Source organism: Shewanella sp. NIFS-20-20, assembly GCF_019209865.1.
In the GTDB taxonomy this organism is placed as follows: Bacteria; Pseudomonadota; Gammaproteobacteria; order Enterobacterales; family Shewanellaceae; genus Shewanella.
In genome coordinates this window covers 1-22,310 of the sequence record NZ_JAHUTT010000064.1, presented here as the reverse complement: position 1 = coordinate 22,310, position 22,310 = coordinate 1, and the positions used below count along the sequence as shown (strand labels likewise).

The 22,310-nt window shown below is 45.4% G+C and carries 15 protein-coding genes and 4 tRNA genes; 6 read left to right on the top strand and 13 right to left on the bottom strand.

The window, feature by feature from the left end; all coding sequences use genetic code 11:
• Positions 1 to 347 precede the first annotated feature (347 nt).
• Positions 348 to 605, bottom strand: a complete 258-nt coding sequence (locus tag KU855_RS16140; RefSeq protein WP_218531553.1) for an accessory factor UbiK family protein — start codon at positions 603 to 605, stop codon at positions 348 to 350.
• A gap of 114 nt (positions 606 to 719) precedes the next feature.
• Between KU855_RS16140 and KU855_RS16135 the strand changes: the two genes are divergently transcribed.
• Entirely contained in the window at positions 720 to 1,277 is a 558-nt protein-coding gene (locus KU855_RS16135; protein WP_218531551.1) for a cytochrome b/b6 domain-containing protein, read from the top strand.
• A 94-nt stretch (positions 1,278 to 1,371) separates the two neighbouring features.
• On the opposite strand, the gene KU855_RS16130 is transcribed toward KU855_RS16135, so the two are convergent.
• From KU855_RS16130 to KU855_RS16110, 5 genes are all read right to left on the bottom strand, one after another.
• Positions 1,372 to 3,096: a glycosyltransferase family 39 protein gene (locus tag KU855_RS16130; RefSeq protein ID WP_218531550.1), complete on the bottom strand. Its 1,725-nt coding sequence runs from the start codon at positions 3,094 to 3,096 to the stop codon at positions 1,372 to 1,374.
• Complete coding sequence (locus KU855_RS16125; protein ID WP_218531549.1) at positions 3,093 to 3,746, bottom strand: TVP38/TMEM64 family protein; 654 nt, start codon at positions 3,744 to 3,746, stop codon at positions 3,093 to 3,095. Before KU855_RS16125 ends, KU855_RS16130 begins: the two co-directional genes overlap by 4 nt.
• Positions 3,746 to 4,477 (bottom strand): glycosyltransferase family 2 protein, encoded by a 732-nt coding sequence (locus KU855_RS16120; RefSeq protein WP_218531547.1) that lies wholly within the window; start codon positions 4,475 to 4,477, stop codon positions 3,746 to 3,748. Before KU855_RS16120 ends, KU855_RS16125 begins: the two co-directional genes overlap by 1 nt.
• Positions 4,478 to 4,601: 124 nt before the next feature.
• Positions 4,602 to 7,703 (bottom strand): multidrug efflux RND transporter permease subunit, encoded by a 3,102-nt coding sequence (locus KU855_RS16115; RefSeq protein ID WP_218531544.1) that lies wholly within the window; start codon positions 7,701 to 7,703, stop codon positions 4,602 to 4,604.
• Positions 7,704 to 7,715: 12 nt separating this feature from the next.
• The gene (locus KU855_RS16110) at positions 7,716 to 8,831 is read right to left on the bottom strand and encodes an efflux RND transporter periplasmic adaptor subunit (RefSeq protein ID WP_218531540.1); all 1,116 of its coding nucleotides are present in this window, start codon (positions 8,829 to 8,831) and stop codon (positions 7,716 to 7,718) included.
• A gap of 245 nt (positions 8,832 to 9,076) precedes the next feature.
• Here KU855_RS16110 and rep point away from each other — a divergent pair, with 245 nt between their 5' ends.
• Positions 9,077 to 11,089, top strand: a complete 2,013-nt coding sequence (rep, locus tag KU855_RS16105) for a DNA helicase Rep (RefSeq protein WP_218531538.1) — start codon at positions 9,077 to 9,079, stop codon at positions 11,087 to 11,089.
• On the opposite strand, the gene KU855_RS16100 is transcribed toward rep, so the two are convergent.
• Positions 11,079 to 13,676 carry a diguanylate cyclase domain-containing protein gene (locus KU855_RS16100; protein ID WP_218531536.1) on the bottom strand — a complete coding sequence of 866 codons (2,598 nt, stop codon included), beginning with the start codon at positions 13,674 to 13,676 and terminating at the stop codon, positions 11,079 to 11,081. The two genes, rep and KU855_RS16100, sit on opposite strands and share 11 nt — an antisense overlap.
• A gap of 251 nt (positions 13,677 to 13,927) precedes the next feature.
• Here KU855_RS16100 and KU855_RS16095 point away from each other — a divergent pair.
• The 4 genes from KU855_RS16095 (at position 13,928) to KU855_RS16080 (ending at position 14,347) form a co-directional block, all read left to right on the top strand.
• Positions 13,928 to 14,004, top strand: a tRNA-Arg gene (locus KU855_RS16095).
• Between the two features lie 39 nt (positions 14,005 to 14,043).
• Positions 14,044 to 14,119 (top strand) — tRNA-His (locus KU855_RS16090).
• A gap of 30 nt (positions 14,120 to 14,149) precedes the next feature.
• Positions 14,150 to 14,226, top strand: a tRNA-Pro gene (locus KU855_RS16085).
• Positions 14,227 to 14,270: 44 nt separating this feature from the next.
• Positions 14,271 to 14,347, top strand: a tRNA-Pro gene (locus KU855_RS16080).
• 91 nt (positions 14,348 to 14,438) lie between these two features.
• Here KU855_RS16080 and KU855_RS16075 read toward each other — a convergent pair.
• The 6 genes from KU855_RS16075 to KU855_RS16050 form a co-directional block, all read right to left on the bottom strand.
• The gene (locus KU855_RS16075; protein ID WP_218531531.1) at positions 14,439 to 16,364 is read right to left on the bottom strand and encodes an EAL domain-containing protein; all 1,926 of its coding nucleotides are present in this window, start codon (positions 16,362 to 16,364) and stop codon (positions 14,439 to 14,441) included.
• A 5-nt stretch (positions 16,365 to 16,369) separates the two neighbouring features.
• The gene (locus tag KU855_RS16070) at positions 16,370 to 17,071 is read right to left on the bottom strand and encodes a transglutaminase-like cysteine peptidase (protein ID WP_218531529.1); all 702 of its coding nucleotides are present in this window, start codon (positions 17,069 to 17,071) and stop codon (positions 16,370 to 16,372) included.
• A 16-nt stretch (positions 17,072 to 17,087) separates the two neighbouring features.
• Complete coding sequence (locus KU855_RS16065) at positions 17,088 to 17,690, bottom strand: OmpA family protein (RefSeq protein WP_218531527.1); 603 nt, start codon at positions 17,688 to 17,690, stop codon at positions 17,088 to 17,090.
• Positions 17,690 to 19,084 carry a TolC family outer membrane protein gene (locus tag KU855_RS16060; RefSeq protein ID WP_218531525.1) on the bottom strand — a complete coding sequence of 465 codons (1,395 nt, stop codon included), beginning with the start codon at positions 19,082 to 19,084 and terminating at the stop codon, positions 17,690 to 17,692. The genes KU855_RS16065 and KU855_RS16060 overlap by 1 nt, the downstream gene beginning before the upstream one ends.
• A gap of 22 nt (positions 19,085 to 19,106) precedes the next feature.
• Complete coding sequence (locus tag KU855_RS16055) at positions 19,107 to 20,495, bottom strand: HlyD family type I secretion periplasmic adaptor subunit (RefSeq protein WP_218531519.1); 1,389 nt, start codon at positions 20,493 to 20,495, stop codon at positions 19,107 to 19,109.
• Positions 20,492 to 22,310 (bottom strand): type I secretion system permease/ATPase (locus tag KU855_RS16050; protein ID WP_218531517.1); only part of this gene is annotated, 1,819 nt, incomplete at its 5' end. The genes KU855_RS16050 and KU855_RS16055, both read right to left, overlap by 4 nt.

Sequence of the window (22,310 nt, the reverse complement as noted above, 5' to 3'; positions counted from 1 at the left end):
TTCCGAACTCAGAAGTGAAACGCAGTCGCGCCGATGGTAGTGTGGGGCTTCCCCATGCGAGAGTAGGTCATTTCCAGGCGCCTAATAAGAGATAAGCCCGTTACTGATGTAACGGGCTTTTTTCGTTTACAGCGCTGAAAACTATCGCTATTTATGGCAGCTTATGCCTTGATACTGCGCCGCTGTTGTCGTTCAAGTATTGTTGCGAAACGGTGGTAACAAGTGTTGATTGCTAGGTGTAGGTGTAGGTGTAGATTTAGCAGAGCTTATAGTGAGTGGACTTGGGGAACGGTTGTTCTTGAGCATGTGGAGGCGACGGTGATTGAGGTCACCGTCACGATAACTTATTACTTATTCATGCTATTGAGCATAGCTTCTAGCTCGGTTACCTGCGCCTGCAGGCTATCGAGTTTCTCTCGTGTTTTTAATAAGACGTGTTGTTGTACGTCAAATTCTTCTCTAGAGACCATATCTAATTTGAGTAATTGCTGTTGCAACACTTGCTTGGTTTTTTCTTCAAATTCACCCACCGCTTGTTTTAGGCCGGATGGTAGGTTTTCGCTCAGTTGTCGGGCAATATCTTCAATTTTCTTTGGGTTTAACATGAGGCATCTCTGTCCTAGGTTTAATCTAGATAGTGTACCTTAGACAAGATAAAAAACTCAAAAACAGTTCACTATGTTCCATACTCAAGTCTGGTTAACAAGAAGGAAATATTGATGGCATGGCTGACGGGTTTTTGGGCTTATTTGGGTCAACAACAGCAACAAACAACGCGTACTTTACACGTATTACTCATTTTTTTGGTGTTAAACCAATTTCTGTTAAGTAATTTTATGCATGTTAAGCGAGGGGCGTTCGTTGGTAGCTCATTTGAGATGCTGGCAAGTTGGCTGCATTGCGTTGAAGGAAGTGTGATGGCGGTGGTTATCCTTGGGTTTGTCACTGTCCAATTTCGACAGCGGGGCTGGCGCTACTATTACCCCTATTTAGCGGGAGACTTGCAGCCATTTTATGCGGATTTAAGGCAGCTAAAATCCAAACAGTTGCCCAATGTGCAGCCAGGGGGCGTTGCTGCTGTGGTGCAAGGGCTTGGTCTTGCTGCAATCTTGGCTGTGGTTCTCAGCGGTTTGGTGTGGTTTGCTTTATGGCTCGGCGGGATAGATTGGCCTTGGCTTAGAGAATTGCATCAAGATCTGACGGGAGTGCTCATTGCCTATATTGTCGGCCACGGCGGCATGGGGTTGCTGCATTATCAATTGAGCCGGATAGACTAACGCCTTACCTCGTTATTTGTGGACCTTTGATGACCATTGAGCACACCCATTTACCTTGTTTCTCAATAAATGGGTGTGGGTCAGTCAATGTCGATTAGTTATTTAACCATTGCGCTGGATGGGGGGTGAAAAAGCGCTGGATCTCTTTCGGTGGCAAGCAATCGGGCTGCGCTTGTGCTGCAGAGAGTAATATCCAGTCTTTTCTATGTGCACTTCCCATATTATTGCCAGCCATTAAGTCAAAACAGGCTAATTGCGATCCCGCTGGGATGAGTAAGTAACGTCGTTCATCTTCATTTATCCACTGCCAAGCATTGCGCTCTTGTTCACTGGTGGGGCTTAAATAGCTGAAATGCGTGATGTCAACGGGGGAGAACAAGATAAATTGTTCTTTAAAATCGATTAAACCCAATTGGGCATCCTCACCGATGGTGGTGGCGACTTTCTGCATGAGCTGCTGTGGCGTCCTCATTGGTTCAAGTAAAGGGTATCCGAACCAACTGATTGCAAGCCATAAGGTCGCGGTTAGTCCTCCCCAATTGACTAAGGCAGGTTGTTTTCGTAGGACACAATATTGTGCGATCAACACGGCGCCAGTGAGTGATAGGAACCAAGCCAAAGGTAAGGTAGTGGTCGAATAATCACTTAGCTTAGCCAATAACTTTGGGTGTTCCGCAAATAACAATATCCCAGCTATTAACACGACTGCACTTAGCAGTAATACGAGCCCTTTAATGAGGAGTTCAACGACTTTGTTTCTGGATACATTGTTAATGACAACGGCGATGATAAGGCTGAACATAGGTAACGCTGGCAGAATATAGACGCCTCGCTTGCCGGGGCTAATGCTGAAGAATGCTAAGACTAATAGCACCCATGCCATCAGGATCAATAGCGGCTGGTTGTTTTTGAACAGTGCTATACATTGGCGCCAATAGGCGAGCAAGAGAAGTGGCAGTGGAAACCATAACACTGGAATGACACTCACAATAAAATAGTACCAAGGTTTAATATGGTGCCATGCATCCACATACCGTTCGGCTGTCTGTTTAAATAATATATTATTACGATAATTGATAAATTCGCTGGTTTGGCTGGCTTCAACAGCCAGTAACATCGGGACTAACCACGCTGCTATCACTGCGAGCATGACTAACGGGCCTGCGAGCGCTTTCCATTTTAAAGCGCCATTGAAATTGTGTTTCTCCCTCCAAGCGAGCGCTAAAATTGGCAGCATCATTAAGGCCGGCAAGAAGCCAACGCCTTTGGTTATCACACCAAGCCCCATAAAGCCCCAAGATGCAAAGTACCAGCGCCAATGTGGACCAGTGATAAAATGGCGTAATAAGCCATAACAACCTAGGGTGATCCAGCACATGACCATGGCATCAATTTGGGCATTTTTGGCTTGAATTAAGAACTGGGGGGCGATTAACAATAATAAGGCAGCATTACGCCCGACCTTAACGTTCCAAATACGACTGCCTAAGTCAAAGACTAACAACAGCGTCAACAGGCCGCATAATGCATTTGGGAGTAAGAAAGACACTTTCAGGTTGTCAGTTACTTGGTAAAAAAGTGCGATAGCCCACATAAACACCGGCGGTTTATCCGGGTAGGCTTCGCCCCCTCTGAGGGGAAATTGCCATTGGCCCGATTGCACCATTTCACGGGCGACTTCAACAAATCTTGGCTCGTCAGCGGGCCAGGGCGATCTGAGGCCTATCCCTGAAAAGATTAACACGGCGGCAAAGAGAAAAAGTAAACTTAAAATTTTATGGTAGTCTTCGAGCTGTGCCGCTCGTTGTAATGGTGTCATGATGTGGATCCATTTTGTTTTAAGCGACGATGACGTAAAAAACCAATAAGAAATACAGAAAGCACGATAAGACAGAGGCTAACCATTAGCTGGCCACGATCAGAAAAACTGATCCCTGCGCCAATAAAACTAAAAATGAGCATCTGAGGCAGGTAGCCAATGAGGCTACCTAGGGTAAAGCTGGTCGCCGATATTCGGGTGCTGCCAGCGAGTAAGTTAGTGACTAAATTACTGCCTACGGGTAACAGGCGTATGGTCATCACTTTGATCCAAGCGTCACGGCTAAAGACGTGATTGAACATATCCAGCTTGCGCTGGAAATGCTGCTCCAATAGATCTTTAAAGATAAAGCGGGCTGAGTAAAATGCTAACAGCGCACCAATGATGGCAATACCTGTCGACCATATTGCCCCGTTAAGACCGCCATAACAGAAACCAAACATGGTGGCTATCAACTGCCGGGGGCCGCCGATAGCCGTAAAAGCAATGCCTGATACACTAAGAGTGAAAAGTGCCCAATGGCCATTGTCTTGTATATATTGACTCAGCCAATGAGTGTTAGTCAGTTGGCTGAAAAGGTCGTTTTCTTCAGCTAAGATCAATAGCATGACAATTGAAAAGAGTAGGCCAGCCTTTAACAGCCATTTCATTATTTGGCCTTATGTTGTTCGGTTTTTTCAATCTGAATAATACGGCTTCTTTTTTGAAGCCACATTACGCCCAGCATATCGCTGATACCTACCCAAGCTCGATTCCAAGCGTTGTAGTTAGATGTCCCTGCTTGTCGGTCTCTGTGATTGACTTCCACGATATAAATGTTGCCACCGAGTCTTTTAATGAGGGCTGGCAAGTAGCGATGCATATGATCGAAATAGGGAAGCTGCAAGAAGGTGTCGCGGGGGAATAATTTTAAACCGCAGCCGGTGTCTGGTACGCCATCGTTCAGTAAGCTATTGCGGATGTTATTGGCGATGCGAGATTGGAATCTTACCCAAGCAGTATCTTTGCGTTTTTTTCGGAAACCAGCCACACAAAAGTGTGGTGTGTCTGCGGATTTTGCCATAGCCACTAGCGCGGGGATGTCCGCGGGATCATTTTGACCATCAGCATCTAGGGTCACGATCAATTCACCTTTAGCATGTTGGATCCCAGTACTGAGCGCGGTGCTTTGACCAGCACTGAACCGATGACGGATCATTGTGATGTCGGCACCGACGAGTTCGGCCGCTTGAATTGAGGCCTCAAACGTATTGTCGCTGCTGCCATCATCGACAACGATAATTTCGAAATTGTCGCGCGATGCCAATGTTGTGGCGATTTCATTGATTAAGCTCGGAAGATTTTCCGCTTCATTTTTTGCAGGTAATACCACTGAGATCACGAGAGCCGTCCAGGTAGTTAAATATTGACTTATGATTGTGAATATTTTAACGATATGATCGAATTATTCCTATTAAAAGATCAGCTGACGGTTGCCAGCGCAATAACACTGGCAACCGATGAGGTTATTTTACTTCTGCAACTCCTGCTGAGGCTGGGCTCGAGTTCTCATCAAACTCGGGTAAAGGATGATGTTTCTCGGCAATAAAGGTGTAAATTACGGGCAACACAAACAGGGTAAAGATGGTGCCAATGCCGAGGCCTGCGACAATCACAATTCCAATATTGAAACGAGAAGCCGCGCCGGCGCCAGAGGCAAATAATAAAGGCAATAAGCCTGCGATCATTGCCGCGGTTGTCATCAAGATTGGCCGTAAACGAATCGCGGCTGCATGCATGATAGCGTCTTGTCGATTGAGGCCATTGTTCATCTGCTCTTCTTTAGCGACTTCACACATTAATATTCCGTGTTTACTGATTAGGCCCACTAAAGTAATCAGCCCGACTTGGGTATAAATATTTAACGAGGTTAAGCCAAAGATATGAGTCCAACCTAAGGCAATCAGGGCTCCGCTGACGGCCAAGGGCACGGAAATTAGAATAACAATGGGATCGCGTAGGCTTTCAAATTGGCTCGCCAACACTAAAAAGATAATGGCTAATGCCAGTCCAAAGGTGGCATACATGGCATTTCCCTCTTCGACAAATTGTCGCGCCTCACCTAAGAAATTGTAGGTGTAGCCCTTGGGTAACTCATTTTCACCTATTTGATCTAAGAAGTTGATCGCATCCCCCATTGCCACCCCTGGTGCTGGCACTGCCGAAATAGTCACTGAATTCATTTGGTTGAAATGGGGTAGCGAACGAGGTTCGGCAATCACATCTAGGGTGACTAAACTCGATAATGGCACTGCCATGCCGTTGGCGGCGATGAGATAATAATCTTTTAATGCATCGGGATTTGCGCGGTATTTACGCTCGACTTGAGGGATCACTTCATAAGCTCGACCGTCAATATTGACACGGTTAACGTAACCGTCGGTGATCATGGTGCTTAACGTCATGCCGATATCCTGCATGGTGATGCCATACGCGCCAGCCAGATCTCTATCGATGTTAATTTTCATGGTGCCCGAGTCATACTTGAGATTTATTTCAGAATATACAAATAGGGCATTGTTCTGCACCTTATCTAAGACATTGGTACCAATCTGAAAAATACTTTCAAATGAGCTCGAACTGGTGATGACAAATTGTACCGGTAGCCCACTCGATGCACCTGGGAGGGAGGGCATGTTAAAGGTGGTGACTGCCACGCCGGGAATTTCCTTAACCTCTTTACCTATAATGGCTTGTAACTGCTGTTGGCTGAGTTCGCGATCACTCCAAGGCACTAATGGGGCAATCCCCATGGCTTGATTTGAGCTCGGGATACCAACAAAGGCTAATGAGGCCGCAACTTGCGGATGAGTCTTGATGATATTGGTCACCAGTTGCATATTGCTTTGAATATAATCAAGGTTAGCATTCGATGGTGCCGTCCCCATTAGCATTACGACCCCTTGATCTTCGGTGGGGGCTAATTGTGACGGGATAAATTTGAACATAATGGGGAGCGAAATAAATACGATGATGGCGAAAGTGACTATCACTGGCTTGTGAGCCATGACGGCCGACAAACCCTGACTGTATTTTGTGGCCAATGATTCAAGAAAATGCTCAACTTTTTGTTCAAACGCATTCGGTTTCGCATTAGCCAACAACAGCTTTGAACACATCATGGGAGACAGTGTCAGTGCGACGATGCCTGAAATGAAAACCGAGCCTGCTAGCGTGAGTGCAAACTCTTTAAACAGGGCGCCAGTCACCCCACCCATTAATGCGATGGGTGCATAGACAGCGGCGAGTGTGATGGTCATCGATATCACTGGGACGGCGATTTCACGGGTGCCAATAATGGCCGCTCTAAATGGCGACTCGCCAAGCTTGATATGTCTATCAATGTTTTCGACGACCACAATGGCATCATCGACCACTAAGCCAATCGCCAACACCATGGCTAGCAATGTCATTAAATTCAAAGAAAAATCAAACATTTCCATTACTACCCCTACACCAATCAGGGACAATGGAATAGTGACAATTGGCACGATTACCGCTCTAAATGAGCCCATAAACAGCATGATAACCACAATCACAATAATGGCTGCCTCAATGATGGTCTTAGCGACTTCATCAATGGAGTCATTAATAGCTAATGAGGAGTCATATAAGATACTGGCATGCATGGAAGCGGGGAGGTTTTGCTGGATCTCGGGCAGCATAGCCCTAGCATCTGCGGCCACGGTCAATGGGTTGGCGGTTGGTGTCACGTCCAGACCCACCACCACGGCTTCTTTCCCATTGGCAAGCGCGCGATATATATCGTGACTCTTGGCCAAGCTCACCTTAGCGATATCACTAAGGCGGATCACGGCGCCTTTTTTGCTACTGATAATTAAATTCTCCAACGCTTCGACAGTGGAGACTTGCGTGTCAGCCGTACCATTGAGTAAAGTGAAAAAGCTGTTAGTTTGCCCCACGGCCGATTGAAAGTTGTTGGCTTGTAGCACTTGCATTAACTCGGAGGCGCTAATATTAAATGCGCCCATTCTGGCTGGATCGGGCCAAATTCTTAATGCGTATGGGGTACCGCCATATAGGTTTACTTTGGATACGCCATTGATGGTAAAAAACTGAGGTGTGACCACCCGTTGGAGATAGTCGGTAATTTGACTTGAATTGATTTGATCACTTGAAAACGCAATATAAAGCGCAGAAGTTTGTGAGCCTGTCGACATAGTGACAGTGGGGTCTTGGGCCTCTTTTGGTAGTTGTGATGCCACCGAGTTTATCTGTGATAATACGTTGGCGAGCGCCGCGTTGGGGTCGGTGTTGAGCTTCATATTGACCGAGATAGATGACGTACCAAGGAAGCTTTGTGAACTCATAAAGTCAACATTTTCAACTTGGGCTAATGCTTGCTCGAGCGGTTGCGTAATGAAGCCTTCGATTAAGGTGGAGTCTGCCCCGTAATAACCGGTGCTGACAGTTATCACAGTGTTGGTCATCTTAGGGTATTGGCGAACTTGTAAACCTAATAAGGCATTAATGCCTAAGATCAGCATCAAGACACTAATTGAAGCCGCTAACACCGGACGTCGAATAAAAATATCAGTAAAGCGCATGGGAACCTCCGTCTATAGTTGTGGCAAGGCGGTCGGAGTGTTGATCTCATCCGCGACAATGCTAACTTTACTTTTATTGCTGAGTCGCACTAATCCTGATGTCACAATTTGTTGACCCGCCTGAAGCTTGCCTGAGACTAAGGCTTGGCTGCCCTGACGCTCAATCACATCAACATTCACTTGCTCGACTCGATTGACGGGCTTGCCTTGTTCTTCGGTCGTATTAATCACGTAAACAGAGTTACCGTAGAGGGCAAAGTTAATGGCGGTTTGCGGTAGCACAAATTGATCTTTTAATTCAGGGAGGATAATGGCCACTTGCGCAAACATGCCACTGCGCAGCAGGCTATCTTCATTGGGAATATTGGCTTGCACTTGGATTAAGCCACTTTGATAAAATACCGCAGGTTCTATGGCGCTGATGGTGCCAATGAAAGGTTGCTCTGGATAAGCATCGACGAAAACATGAATAGATTGACCCACATTGATTTTGGATATTTGTGTTTGCGGGATAGTAAAGCGGATCTTCATACTGCTGATATCTTCTAAGCGCACGATATCGGTACCCACTTGCAGGTATTGGCCTAAATTGACGTTTCGGATCCCCACCAAACCGCTAAATGGAGCGGTAATTTGGCGTTGAGCAATCGTGGCTTTGAGGCTATCGATATCGGCTTGCATGGATAAATATTTGGATTGGGCATTGTCTAAATCTTGTCGGGACACTGACTTCTGTTTATATAACCGGTTGAGGCGTTCATAGTCGGCTTGCAAGGCGGGTAATTGGACTTCGCTAGTTTTTAAGTTTGCGATTTGAACCGCGCTATCTAAGCCAATCAGTAATGCGCCTTTATCGACGTTACTACCGTTGTCGAAATCAATACTAGTGACGATTCCTGAAACCTCGTTAGCTAAGGTAACCCCTTGGTTAGGTTCGACAAACCCAATGGCATCAATCGTGGGTTGCCAACCTTTAGGGGTCAGTTTGGTAGCGGTCACCGGGAATTTAGCTTCTGGGATATTGGCGATTGCCTCGGCGGTTTTATGCTCAACAAACAGATTAAATGCGATAACGCTCCCAAAGGCGATGACGGCAATTATGAACATGATACTGAACCACTTCTTCATTGTAGAAGCCTCTTATGTGTAAGTTAATCGAACGAATTTAAGCTTAGTTCAAGAATGCTATCAGGTAGGTAGAGTTTGAATATCGTTAGGCGTTACAGTTGTTAACTTGGTCGTGCGTATGAATCAGGTTTAAGGTAGCGGCCATATGCTCGCCATCTAATCATTATCTAAGCTGCGGGTTTTTGCCTTTGATGATAGTGGATCTGCTATGATCCCCCTGATTAGTCCTTAAGGTTATAACGCAAATGAAATTAAATGCTGCGCAAGATGATGCCGTCCATTATGTCTCCGGACCTTGTTTAGTGTTAGCGGGAGCTGGCAGTGGTAAGACCCGTGTGATCATTAATAAAATCGCGTATTTGGTTCAAAAATGCGGTTATCAGGCTAAGCATATTGCCGCGGTTACCTTCACCAATAAAGCCGCGCGTGAAATGAAAGAGCGGGTGGCAAGCGCCATGGGGCGCAAAGAAGCCCGAGGGCTATGGATTTCGACCTTTCATACATTAGGGCTGGAGATCATTAAGCGTGAGTATAAGCAATTGGGGCTTAAACCCGGTTTCTCATTGTTTGATGATCAAGATACCTTAGCGTTACTGAAGGAATTAACAGAAAAAGAGTTACAAGAAGATAAAGATTTACTGAAGCAACTGGCGACGGCGATTTCCAATTGGAAAGGGGCGTTGGTCATCCCAGATCATGCTCGTAAAATTGCCAAAGGTGAGCAGGAACAGTTGTTTTCCTTGCTTTACCAGCGCTATGCCCAACATATGAAGGCTTATAACGCGCTGGACTTTGATGATTTGATCCTATTGCCAACATTGCTGCTCAGGCATAAGCAAGAAGTGAGATCTCGCTGGCAACAGCGGATCCAGTATCTATTAGTCGATGAATATCAAGATACTAACACCAGCCAGTATGAGTTAGTGAAATTGCTAGTGGGGGAGCGCGCCAGATTTACTGTGGTGGGCGATGATGATCAATCGATCTATTCGTGGCGTGGGGCTAAACCCCAAAACTTGGTGTTGTTGGGCACAGATTTTCCGCAATTAAAGCTCATTAAATTGGAGCAAAATTACCGCTCTAGTCAACGAATACTGCGCGCCGCCAATATCCTGATTGCCAACAATCCCCACGTTTATGATAAAGCTTTATTTAGCGAATTGGCCTATGGTGAACCGTTACGGGTATTAACGGCCGCGAATGAAGAGCAAGAAGCGGAGCGGGTAGTGGCAGAAATTGTTCGTCATAAATTCGTTAATCGCAGTCAGTATGGGGATTACGCCATTTTATATCGAGGCAATCATCAGTCACGCTTGCTCGAACGGGCGCTCATGACGAACCGCATCCCCTATAAATTAAGTGGCGGCACCTCGTTTTTTGCTCGGGCAGAAATTAAAGACATCATGGCGTACCTAAAGCTGGTGGTGAATCCTGATGATGACAATGCCTTCTTGAGAATCGTTAATCTGCCTAAACGCGGAATAGGTCCGGCCACGCTTGAGCGCCTTGGCAACTATGCCAATGAAAAACATATTTCCATGTTTGAAGCGATTTTTCAGGCAGAACTGAATCATCATTTGCCACCTGCGGCGATGGGAACCTTGTATGAATTTGGTCGCTTTATTGTCGATACCAGTGAAATAGCTAAGCGTGGGGAGCCTGTCGATGCGATCAAACAGCTGATCCGTAAAATCAATTATGAAGATTATTTGTACGAGACCAGTGCAAGCGCGAAAGCGGCAGAAATGCGGATGAAGAATATTTCGGAGCTGTACCGTTGGGTCACCGAAATGCTAGAGGGCGATGATTTAGATGAGGCTATGACTTTACCTGAGGTCGTGACCCGACTCACGCTCAGAGACATGATGGAGCGCAACAGTGAAGATGAAAGTGGTGATCAGGTACAGTTAATGACTCTGCATGCCTCAAAGGGGCTTGAATACCCATATGTCTTTATGGTCGGCACGGAAGAGCGCATTTTACCGCATCAGACCAGCATAGATGAAGATAATGTGGATGAAGAGCGCCGCCTGGCCTATGTGGGCATTACTCGCGCTCAACGAGAGCTATGGTTTACCCTATGCCGTGAAAGACGGCAGTTTGGCGAGACCTTACGTTGTGAGCCTAGTCGTTTTTTGATGGAGTTGCCGCAAGATGATTTAGTCTGGGAAAACCGTAAACCCAATCAATCTGCCGAGGAACGCCAGCAATCAGGCAAGGCCAATATTGCCAACATTCGCGCCATGCTTAAGAAGTAATCGTGTTGTGCTTGGATTTTTGGGGGGGGAGCTCGACAACATCGCCTAATAGTTGACCTTGAGCGAACCTCAATCCTAATGCTTGGTAGCTGAGTTGCTGCCAAGGTTCTGTTAACCCAGCACCAAAGCAGGTTAATTCCAGCGCTTCGGCGGCGAGTACGCACGCTTTGGCAAGCTTGAGGTGATGATGATGGTCTAAGTGCTGGGCAATACTAGGATCTAACTTGATGGCGCTAATGGGCATAAACGAAATATTGCTCAGTGCGCTATAACTAATACCGTAGGCATAAATCCCTAATTTGACCTGACACAAGTCGAGCGTTTCAAAGCCGAGCTTGCTGGCACTGCTGTCATGGGTGAGGCACTTTTCTTCAAACAGTAGTGTTAGAGCTGATTTAGCGTCACAGATGCTATGCAACACGGCGACTAACTCGGTAATCGCTGTATTCTTGGCAAGATGGAGCGAGCTCAAATGCACATGCAGTTGGCACAAAGGATAGTCGCGTTCAAGCCGTGAATATTCTGACTTGAGTTTTTCCAACAGATAGTAGTCAAGTGCACATCTAAAGTCGCCGTGGGCAGCCAAATTATTTAGTTGATCTTGTTTGATTTTCCCCAGCGCTGCGTGGCGCCAAATCAGCTTGGCCTCAAAAGCGACACAATGCTGGGTGGTTAAATCATAAATAGGCAGGTAAGTGATATTGAGCTTGTCGTGTTGTAAGGCGTATTTGAGTTCTTGGCTTAAATGGTGCTCAATGTGGTTATGATGATAGTGAGCTTGATGGCGATAAATCACATAACAACCTTTGCCCTGGGATTTGGCTTGATACATGGCCGTATCGGCATTTTTAAGCAATGATTCACTGGTTTCATTAGGCTTAGACTCATTGAGCGCCACACCGATACTGGCACCGGAGCGAAATTGACGATTACCCAGAATAAATGGCTTGGTTAAAGCTTCGATAATGCGGTCACACACATCAATAGCATCTTGCTTATGCTTGAGGTGTTGCAACAGGATCACAAATTCATCACCGCCTAAACGGCCAAGAATATCTTGGCCTCGAATACATGATGTTAACCGCGCTGCTGTTTCAATCAGAAAGCGATCGCCCTCTAAGTGTCCTAGGGTGTCATTGATCAATTTGAATCTATCTAAATCAATAAATAATAGAGCGAAGTTTTGATTGTCTTGCTGGTGGGACTCGTGAATTGCTGCGTCTAATTTTGCCATAAATAAGTGGCGGTTGGGCAAGCCAGTTAAATGGTCATGTTGTACTTGATGTGTCAGATTTTGCTCGATTTTTTGGCGTCTTGAGACTTCGTTTTGGAGATCTTGATTGATTTCAGAAAGGGCTTTGGTGCGTTGCACTACCTTTTGTTCAAGCAATTCATAATGTTGTTTGCGTTCAATGGCGGTCGCAATGTGTTGCGACACAAAGGTGAGCAATTCCACATCGCTAGCTTGATAGTTGTGAGCTCCCGCTAAGCTGTAAATGGTGAGGGCCCCCTTTACTTTCCCTTGGATAAAAAGCGGAATACCTATCCACTGATGTACGTCTTGGGTGTGATTGAGGTCGGGATCGAGTGCATAAATTTGTTTTTGTTCTAATAACTCTACGATTTGGTGCTGCGACAAGAGCAGTGGCCGGCGTTGCATCATGGCGTACTCAGATAAGCCATCGCTAATTTTTCTTACCTTGGGTGACGACAAGTGGCGTTGAGATAAGTAAAACGGAAAACTGATACTAAAATCGTCTTCGTCGAGAAGGGCAATATAACAATTATTTGCCGGTAATAGATGGCTTAAGATTTGATGTAATTTGGGGTAGAACTCTTTATCCTCTACGCGCGCATTTGCCAAGTTGGCAATATCAAATAACGACTTTTGTAGATGTTCCGCTTTGCGTCTTTCGTTGACCTCTTGCGTAAGGCGTTGGTTGAGCTGCGATAACTCGTAGGTGCGCTGCTGAATGGCTTGCTCAAGTGCTTCATGATGCATAAAGCGATTAAGCATCCCAGAAATATGCTGGCTAATGAAGTTCAGCAATTCAATATCATTATCGGTGTATACCGCCTGGGGATCATAAGACTGCACCGCGAGGACACCAGCTACCGTGTCATTACTCTTAATCGGGACGCCTATCCAATATTCGCTGGGGCTTCCTAAATCGACAATCTGTTGTTGCAGTACCAATTCTTGGCACTTTTTGGCATCGCAAATAATTGCTTCCCCAGTTCTGAGGACATAGCCTGTTAAGCCCTTCTTTAAGATGTCGCTTAATGCTTGGTCTGGATAGATAGCCGTGGGGTGAGAGTCTTTTTCGTCGGCAAAAAATGGCAGCTCCATCTGTCGCGTTTTCGGGTTGAGGAAGGCAATGTAGAAGTTATCGGCCGCGATCAGTTGGCGTAGCTTAGTATGTAGGGCTAAATAAAATTCTTTGGGAGAGGTTGCTGACATGACGATTTTGGACACGTCAAGCAATGTGTCGCGAGTTTGTTGGGCAACGAGATACTTATCAGCCAGTTGTTGAAGCTGAGTCATTTGATGTTGGCATTGGATATCTAGGCCAGATTGATGCGGCATATCCTTGCCATCATGAGCGTAAACGCCTTCCCTAGTCATATTGTGTAAACTGTTCTTGTTGTTTTTGTGTGGCTATTTACTTTTACCATACATTTACCATAATTATTGGCTTCCACCAAGCCAAATTTACCTAAGAAGATATACTTGATTGGAGTCAACTAGCTAAAAGTTGAGCAAACAGTTCCGAAATCGAAAACAGTGCTAGACGCGGGGGTCATTTATCCATACTATATGCCTCGCTGACAAGGCAGGCGCCCATAGCTCAGTTGGATAGAGCGCACCCCTCCGGAGGGTGAGGCCGAGGGTTCGAATCCTTCTGGGCGCACCAGATAAGGTTTCGGATTGTTAGCAAAGTAGAAAGTCAGTGGTGATTGTAGCTCAGTTGGTAGAGTCCCGGATTGTGATTCCGGTTGTCGTGGGTTCGAGCCCCATCAGTCACCCCATTTCTAGTTAAGATTTATGTTTTACCATTTCGGTGATTAGCGCAGCCCGGTAGCGCATCTGCTTTGGGAGCAGAGGGTCAGAGGTTCGAATCCTCTATCACCGACCAATTTATTACCGCTTGATTGACGTCGAGCGAGCAAACAAGTATTACGGTGATTAGCGCAGCCCGGTAGCGCATCTGCTTTGGGAGCAGAGGGTCAGAGGTTCGAATCCTCTATCACCGACCACTTATTACAAAAAAGCCTCGCAATGCGAGGCTTTTTTGTTGCCACTTTTTCTAGCAACACGGGACTCTTCATGCCTGAAGCGTCCCGATGCTTAGTCTTCTTTAATGTCTTGTGGTGGTGAAATAAATCCTTGATACGCTTGAGTATGAAGTGATTCAAATCGCTGTAATTGGGTTAACTCCTGGATCCCAGTAACAATCACATTAATATTCAATCCCTTAGCAACGTTAATTAAGGCGCGGCAAAGTTCACTGTTATGCTGACTTTCATCATAATAAGCGAACGACTGATCCAGTTTGACATACATGGGTCGCAACGTTTGCAGGTAAGACATCGAGCCAAATTGACGACCAAAATGATCGATACCAAAACTGGCGCCGGCATCTCGAATGATTTTACACAATGCCTGACAAGCGTCGGGATTACTGTAAACACCAGCTTCGGGAATATCGAAAGCGATGTTATGGGGATTTTTTTGTTTTTTGAGAAAATCTGCTAACCACTGATGGAATTGAACGTCAGATAAACTCTGATGGGTCAGGTTAATGGCCACCGACTCAGATAACTTATCGACGATGCCTCTGGTGGCCACAGAGTTAATTAAGCAACGGTCGAGTAATGACCCTAACGAGAGTAATTCGATATAGGGCATAAATTGACCGGCGTGAACGGTTTTGCCTTGAAGTTGCAACTGGCAATAAATCTCGCGCTGTAAAATCCCGGCATCGTTATTTAATCTCACTTCCTGCCAGCGGAATTGGAACTTGTCGGAGGTGATGGCGGTGTTGAGTTCATCGCGCCACTGCTCGCGGGTATAGAGCTGCTTAGTGTCTGATTCAAACCAGTGATAGACCTTATGTGCTTGAATGGCTTGCTGCAGCGCATTGTCCGCTTGCGATAAAATGTCTGACACTGTCATGTCACTGTGACGCTGAGCAATACCGATTGCAAAGCCTTCGTTGGGATTACAGCCGGCTTTGGCGACTTCTTGATTAATGGTTCTGACCAAGGTTTGTAGATAGGTGGCAATCTTTTCGTGATCAACATCAGCTAACATAAATGAAAACTCATAGGCGGCAATGCGGCAGATAACCGAGTCAGAGATTTGCGTTAATTCTTGTTGCAGCGCTTCCGCCAAGATACGGATGGTTTCATCGCGAACTTCAAAGCCGAATTTATGATGGACTTCATCTAACCAGTCCATTTTGACCAGAAAAAATGCCCCAGAATTAGGTTCGCTGACCCAAGCACCAAGGCGACCCATCATGTATTGACGATTGGGGAGGCCAGAGACATGATCCATCAGGTTCTTTTTTCGTAATGCAGTCACTTCTTCGTCTAACGAATCAAAGATTAACTTTAACTGCGAAGACATGCTGTTAAAGGCAGTGACTAATTCTTTTAGCTCTTCGGTTTTAGGTAACGCCATTTCTGGGCCGAATTGTCTTTGGGCAATGTGCTTGGCATGGACAGAGATTTCATGCAATGGCTTTAAAATCCAGCCTAAGCCATACCTAGCAATGATAATGGCAAACAAGAATAAGATAGAGAATAAGATAATCATGTTGCTGAGGATGCGCCACAACTCGTGATAGCCGAAGCCTGGGTGTGCAGTAATCTCTAATTCTGCCAGTTGTAACCAGCCCGAGGTAATTGTCGAACGGTTGGAAATAATGTCAAATAAATCTAAGGCGATAAACCATTGCGGTACGCCTTCAATCACTAGTTTATTCTCCCAAACTTGCTGGTGGCCATCGACATTCCAAGTCAAAATCACTTGTTGATAATAGCCGCCTTCAAAAATCACGTTGACTAAGGTTTCGGCCGTCGCGTTGTCACCCGATTCTAGCGCTGGGGCTAACATTAGCCCCAGTGAATGGCTGGCATTATTCAGGTCAGATTCCATCTGCTTTCTAAGAAAGTCTTGAGTTTCAGTGAACTGCACATAGCCAGTGGTGGCAATGACGAGAATAAACAAGCTAAATAACAGCGCATAAAGCTGTCTAAACAATGTCATGTCGATTACTCCAATGATAGTTTGGGTTTTTTGAGGTTATTAACATTTAGCCGCTGCCTTAAGTTGTTCCACTTTTCAAGTTTAGAGGCTGAACCAGCGAGCTTACCTTGGCCTTTTTCTTTGTTTAACCACAACTGCTTACCATTAAAACTGTAAACCGGTAGCAGGTCTTTACGTTTGGTTGCCAGTTTGATTTGAGGGTCGAGATTATCTAAGACTAAGGGAATGGAACCTGGGGTTTCATAGTAAGTCAGCACCATATGGTACTGATTAACGCTGGTAGCTTTGACCATGGTGATGCGCATCTTTTCCTCAGGGATACCCAATTGCAACAATGAAAAGAATTTGGCAATGGCAAAGTCTTCGCAATCCCCACCATTGGCACCAATAAATTCTAACGGGGTGGCCCAGTAGTTGGAGTCACCCCATAATTTACTGTCATCGACAAAACGGAAGAGATTGAAAAAGCCATTGACGGCGGCAAGCTTGTCGGCTTCAGAACTCATTTGATTGGCATGAAGCACTTTAAACCAGGCTGTTGATCGCATCCCAGCTCTTTCTCCATAGCGTGCGCTCAACGCTCGAGTTATTTTCGATTCGTCCAACCAATCGAGCGACGCCATCACTGAGTTCACTATGCCCTGTGTCGCTATGAGTAAACAGCAACACAGGGGGAATAAACTGACCTTCCTTTGTCGTTTTTGCATATTCCCTTAGGGGTTATTATTCATCGGATTCATCTACACTAAAGATAGTCCATTTCATATCTGCAGTGGTGTCTTCACCGACCAAGTTGGCGATTACGCGACGGTTGGCGACATGAGCTTGTTTGGTATCGCTTGGATCAACGGGGCGATCATAGCTATAACCGATGGCCGTCATACGTTCGGGGGCAATACCAAATTGTTGTGACAACGTCGATGTCACGGCTTCTGCCCTTTTTTGCGATAACGTTAAGTTGTGTTCGTAAGATCCTGTGCGGCTGCAATGGCCTTCAATGGTGACTGTGGTGTTTGGGAATTGACGCATGAAAACGGCAATTTCTTCAATTTCACCATAGTATTGTGGATCAAGATAAAAAGAGTCATTGGGGAAGAGTACGGCCAATTGTTGGCTTTGGTTAATCGGCTTGATTTTCCCGCAACCATAATTATCGATAGCAGCACCGGCATACGTTTCGTTGCAGCGTTCACGGGCTTCAATCACACCATCTTTGTCTAAATCATTGAGATTATTGACTTGCTCTGTACCATTCATGGTATGAATATCTCGCATACCACACGCGCTAACCGCCAGAGCCATGCCAACTAATAATATGACTTTCATTAGTTTACTCCTCCTTCATAATTATCTTCACCCATCCACTCCAAAGGCCTGGTGACACGTAACGCATTGAGCAATTGGCCGGTGGCATTGAGTACTCGATATTGCGCAATCACTTGGTCATACTCGGCTTGCAAGTAGTCTTTTCTGGCCTCAAATAATTCGTTTTCGGTATCGAGTAAATCGAGCAGGGTTCGCTGCCCTAAATTAAACTGCTGGGTATAAGCAGACTGAGTCTCTTTGGCGGCGATGACGTGTTGTTTAATGTAATTCTTTTGCGGGCCTAATGACTCGTAAGCATTCCACGCCAGATTCGCTCCTTCAATCACCTGTCGGTAGGCTCGCTGTTGGACCTCTTTTGACTCGTTAACCTTATATGCGGCCTCTTTATCTTTGGCTAAATCCCTACCGCCATCGAACAGGTTGTATCTCATCCGCACCATGGCCACCAAATCGTTGTTATAACCCCCGACCTGAGCCGAGCCTAAGCTCGTACCATTCTCGCCATCGAGGTTATTATTCCAATTACCATCCAATTCTAATGAGATCGTTGGGTAATAATTTGATTGGGATGATTCTCGCTGGCTTTCTGCGGCTTTGATGTCAACTGCCGCTGACTTGAGGATCGGGTGATTCTCTTTGGCAAGTATTGATACCTCAGCAAAGGTCTCAGGAAGTAAATCTGCGTCAGGCACTGGGATGATCAGGCCATCAGGCGTGACTTCGGTGACTTTGATAAATTGAGCTTTCGCGTCATAGAAGTTGTTTCTGGCAGAAATCACATTGGCATTGGCGCGAGCCAGTCGTCCTGAAATTTGTGATAAATCAGCGGTGGACCCTAAGCCAGAGTCGGTGCGTTGTTTGATTTGATCATAAATATTCTGATGCGTGAGTAAGTTTTTTTCCGCTAAGGTCAGCACTTGTTCATTGCGAAGATAGTTCAAATAGACCTTACTGACCTCTAATGCCATATCCTCGGCAGCAGAGTATAAAGCCCATTGTTCAGCACTGGCTTCATACTCGGTTCTATCGAGTTCACTAAAGCTATAAAAGCCATCAAACAGCATTTGACGAATACTGATCCCAGCCTCGCCACGTTTTAGCTCGATATCGCCATTGTCTCTGCCTCGCGTGCGTCGAGTGCTGGGGCTATCGGTATTTTCGATACCGTAACCAGCGCTGACATCCAGTGAGGGTAGGAATCCAGCAAAGGCTTGATTAACCTGTTCTTCTTTTGCTTTGAAACGATTAAATGCAATACGCAACTCCGGATTGGTATCCAGAGTGTGGGCAACAACATGCTCGAGTGTTTGACTTTGCGCTGAGATAGGTAATAACAGTGCGATTGACACTGCTATTAGGCTTTTCTTGGCGCCAAGATTTGTCGTGGATTTCATTTTATCCCTCCAGATTGTAAACCTATCGCTCACGAAGAGCGTTTTCCTTGGCTCGTAAAATTGGATTTAAGATGTATTCCATAATCGTACGTTGCCCGATAATTACATCAACCGATGTCAACATGCCCGGAATAATGGGCATTAAGCTTCCATCATCTTTGATCAGGTTCGACTCATCAGTACGAACCCTAATGATATAGAAGCTATTACCTTCTTCATCTTGCGTTGTGTCGGCGCTGATATGTTCAACAACACCGGTCAGCCCACCGTAGCGCGTAAAGTCATAGGCTGAGACTTTGACGACCGCTGGTAGACCTGGATATAAAAAAGCAATATCTTGTGGCAGTATTCGAGTCTCAATCAGTAGTTGGTCCTCAGAGGGTACAATCTCGATAATATCGACCCCAGGTTGAACTACTCCGCCTAATGTATTGATGTTAATGCTTTTCACCGTCCCGTTGACGGGAGAGTTTATGATGGCTTTGCTGACTTTGTCTTGTGCTCCTAATTTGGCTTCATTGAGTCGTGATAAGCGTGACTGCTGCTCATTGAGTTCTTTACGTGCTTCTGAAATATAGACCAATGCCGCTTCCCTACGCTTAAGAATGGCTTCATCAAGCGCGGCTTTAATTTTTGGCAGCATGAGTCGCATCGATGATAATTCTCCCTGAATATCATTGACCGTCCGTTGTAATTTGAGAAGTTCGACTTCAGGAACAATCCCTTTGGCTGCGAGGGGTTTGGTCAGCTCAAGTTCGCGACTGATCAACTGAAAACTTTTTGTCATGGTGCGGATATTAGATTTCACTTCCTCAGACTCTTGCTGGCGTTGTTGAATTTGCCGAGCTTGGATCTCCAGTTGGTTATGTAAGTTATTCAGTCGGCTGGTGTATTCCTGGATCTGACGGGCAATAAGCGAGTCTTGGGAATCAATCAAATGTTGGGGAAATAATAATACTTGCTGATTGATCATCACTTGCTCTCGCCAATTGGTGTCAACCTCAGCTAAGGTAATGCTGGAGAGTTCAGTGCTTAAGCGCACGACATTCGCCTGTAAGCTGTTGACTTCTTGCTCTTGCTGAGCAAAATCCGAGCGGAAGCGGGTATCATCAATTCTAACTAATGGTTGCCCCTTGGTGACTAGGTTGCCTTCTTGCACGAAAATATTTTGGATCACACCACCATCAAGACTTTGTATGACTTGAATTTGAGATGAAGGGATGACTTTCCCGAGCCCCGAGGTGACACGATCGAGTTTTGATAATGATGCCCAAGCAATAAAACTCAAGATAAAGGCGGCAATAGCCCAGATCATGAGTTTGTGGCCTCGAGGTGACTCACTCAACATGGCACCATAAAGGTCATCGACCATGTCGAGATCTCTACTGGATAGATGGGCATTTTTCTTCATGATTGCTTATCCGCCAGTAACCCTAAGCTTAATTTTTTCAGCACTTCATCTTTCGGACCATCAGCCAGAACCTTCCCTTTATCGAGTACGATCACTCTGTCGACTAAGGACAGTAGTTTCATTTGATGGGTGATCAGTAATAGGCCTCTATTTTTGGAGGTCTGCTGCATCGCCCTGACAAATTGCTTCTCGGAGCGTGAGTCCAAGCTGGCAGTTGGCTCATCCATTACCAATACGGGTGGATCATTGAGGATGGCACGGGCAAGCGCGACGGTTTGTCTTTGCCCCCGCGAGAGGGATAATCCACCTTCACCAACTTGTTGATCTAATCCTTCAGACTCAAGATTAGTAAATAAGCTGACACCGGAAAGTTGAACGGCACGAATGAGTTGATGCTCTGTGACCTGACGGCTTCCGAATAAAATGTTATCTCGGATCGAACCATGAAAAAGCACGATATCTTGCGGTAAGTAACCAAAATTTCGGCGTAGATCGCAGGGGTGAATTTGATGACTATGGGTGCCATCAAATCTAAGACTACCTCCACTCGGTTGATATAAACCGGTGATAATTTTTGCCAAAGTCGATTTACCTGAGCCATTTCTACCTATGATGGCAACTTTTTCGCCGGGTTCAATGGTGAACGACATTGGGTGGAGGATGGGTTTGGGTGAATTTTGGTAACTGAAACTGATATTATCCGCTTCTATTTTTACATTGAGTTTTTGGACGTTAAGAAGATGGCCTTTATTCTCGAGTTCATCTTCAAAATTCATAATGGTATCGATTTGTTCCAGCGAGGTTCGGGTTTGATTCGCTCGGGTCATTAGATTTGCTAATTGTGCCATCGGAGATATAGCTCGACTGGATAGCATCACCGCCGCAATAATGCCCCCCATCGAAATATCACCATCGGCAACGCGATATACTCCTAATACCACAACCGCTACCACGACAAATTGAACAATAAAGTTGGCCACATGGCTGACAGAGTTAGACAACTTTTTGGCTTTTAATTGCCAATTTGCAGTGTGCCCAATCATTTGCTGCCAAGCACGCTGTACAATCCCTTCTGCTCCATAGGCTTTAATCGATTCCAGCGCAGCTAAACTTTCAATCAAGTGACCATGTTTTAACATTGAGTATTTACTACTTTCTTCAATGGCTGCTTTGAGTCTTGGTTGGATCAACAAGGTATAAATAATGATCAACAAGCTACCAATCATAGGCACAGCGACCAGATCACCCGCTACGATATATATAATGAATAAAAAGAAAAATGCAAAAGGAAGATCGACAAGAGTGGTTAAAGTTGCGGAAGTAAGAAATTCACGAATATTATCAAATTCGCTTAGTTGTTTAGCCATCGCTCCGATACTAGGTGAACGTTTTTGTAACGGGATCCCTATGGCTTTGGCAAATAATTTAGACGAAACGATGATGTCAGTTTTTTTGCCAGCAACATCAATGATGTAACTACGCAATTGCCGCAATATTAGGTCAAATAAATAAGCGATTGCTGCGCCAATAGCCAGTACCCACAATGATTCAAAGGCAAGGTTTGGTACGACCTTGTCATAGATATTCATAATAAATAGCGGTGAAACCAAAGCGAAAAGGTTTATCATTATCGAGGCAATTAACGCATCGCGATAAATAGAAGATGACTCTGTGATGGTCTTCCATAGCAGGGCAAGAGCGTGAATGTTTTTTAAGCATTTATTAGTTTTTCTAAATAGGCCGAATCCATTGCCGCTCGGCGTCTCTTTCGGCGAAGACTTAATTTGCTCGGTTCTTTTTTGAGAATATTGACCG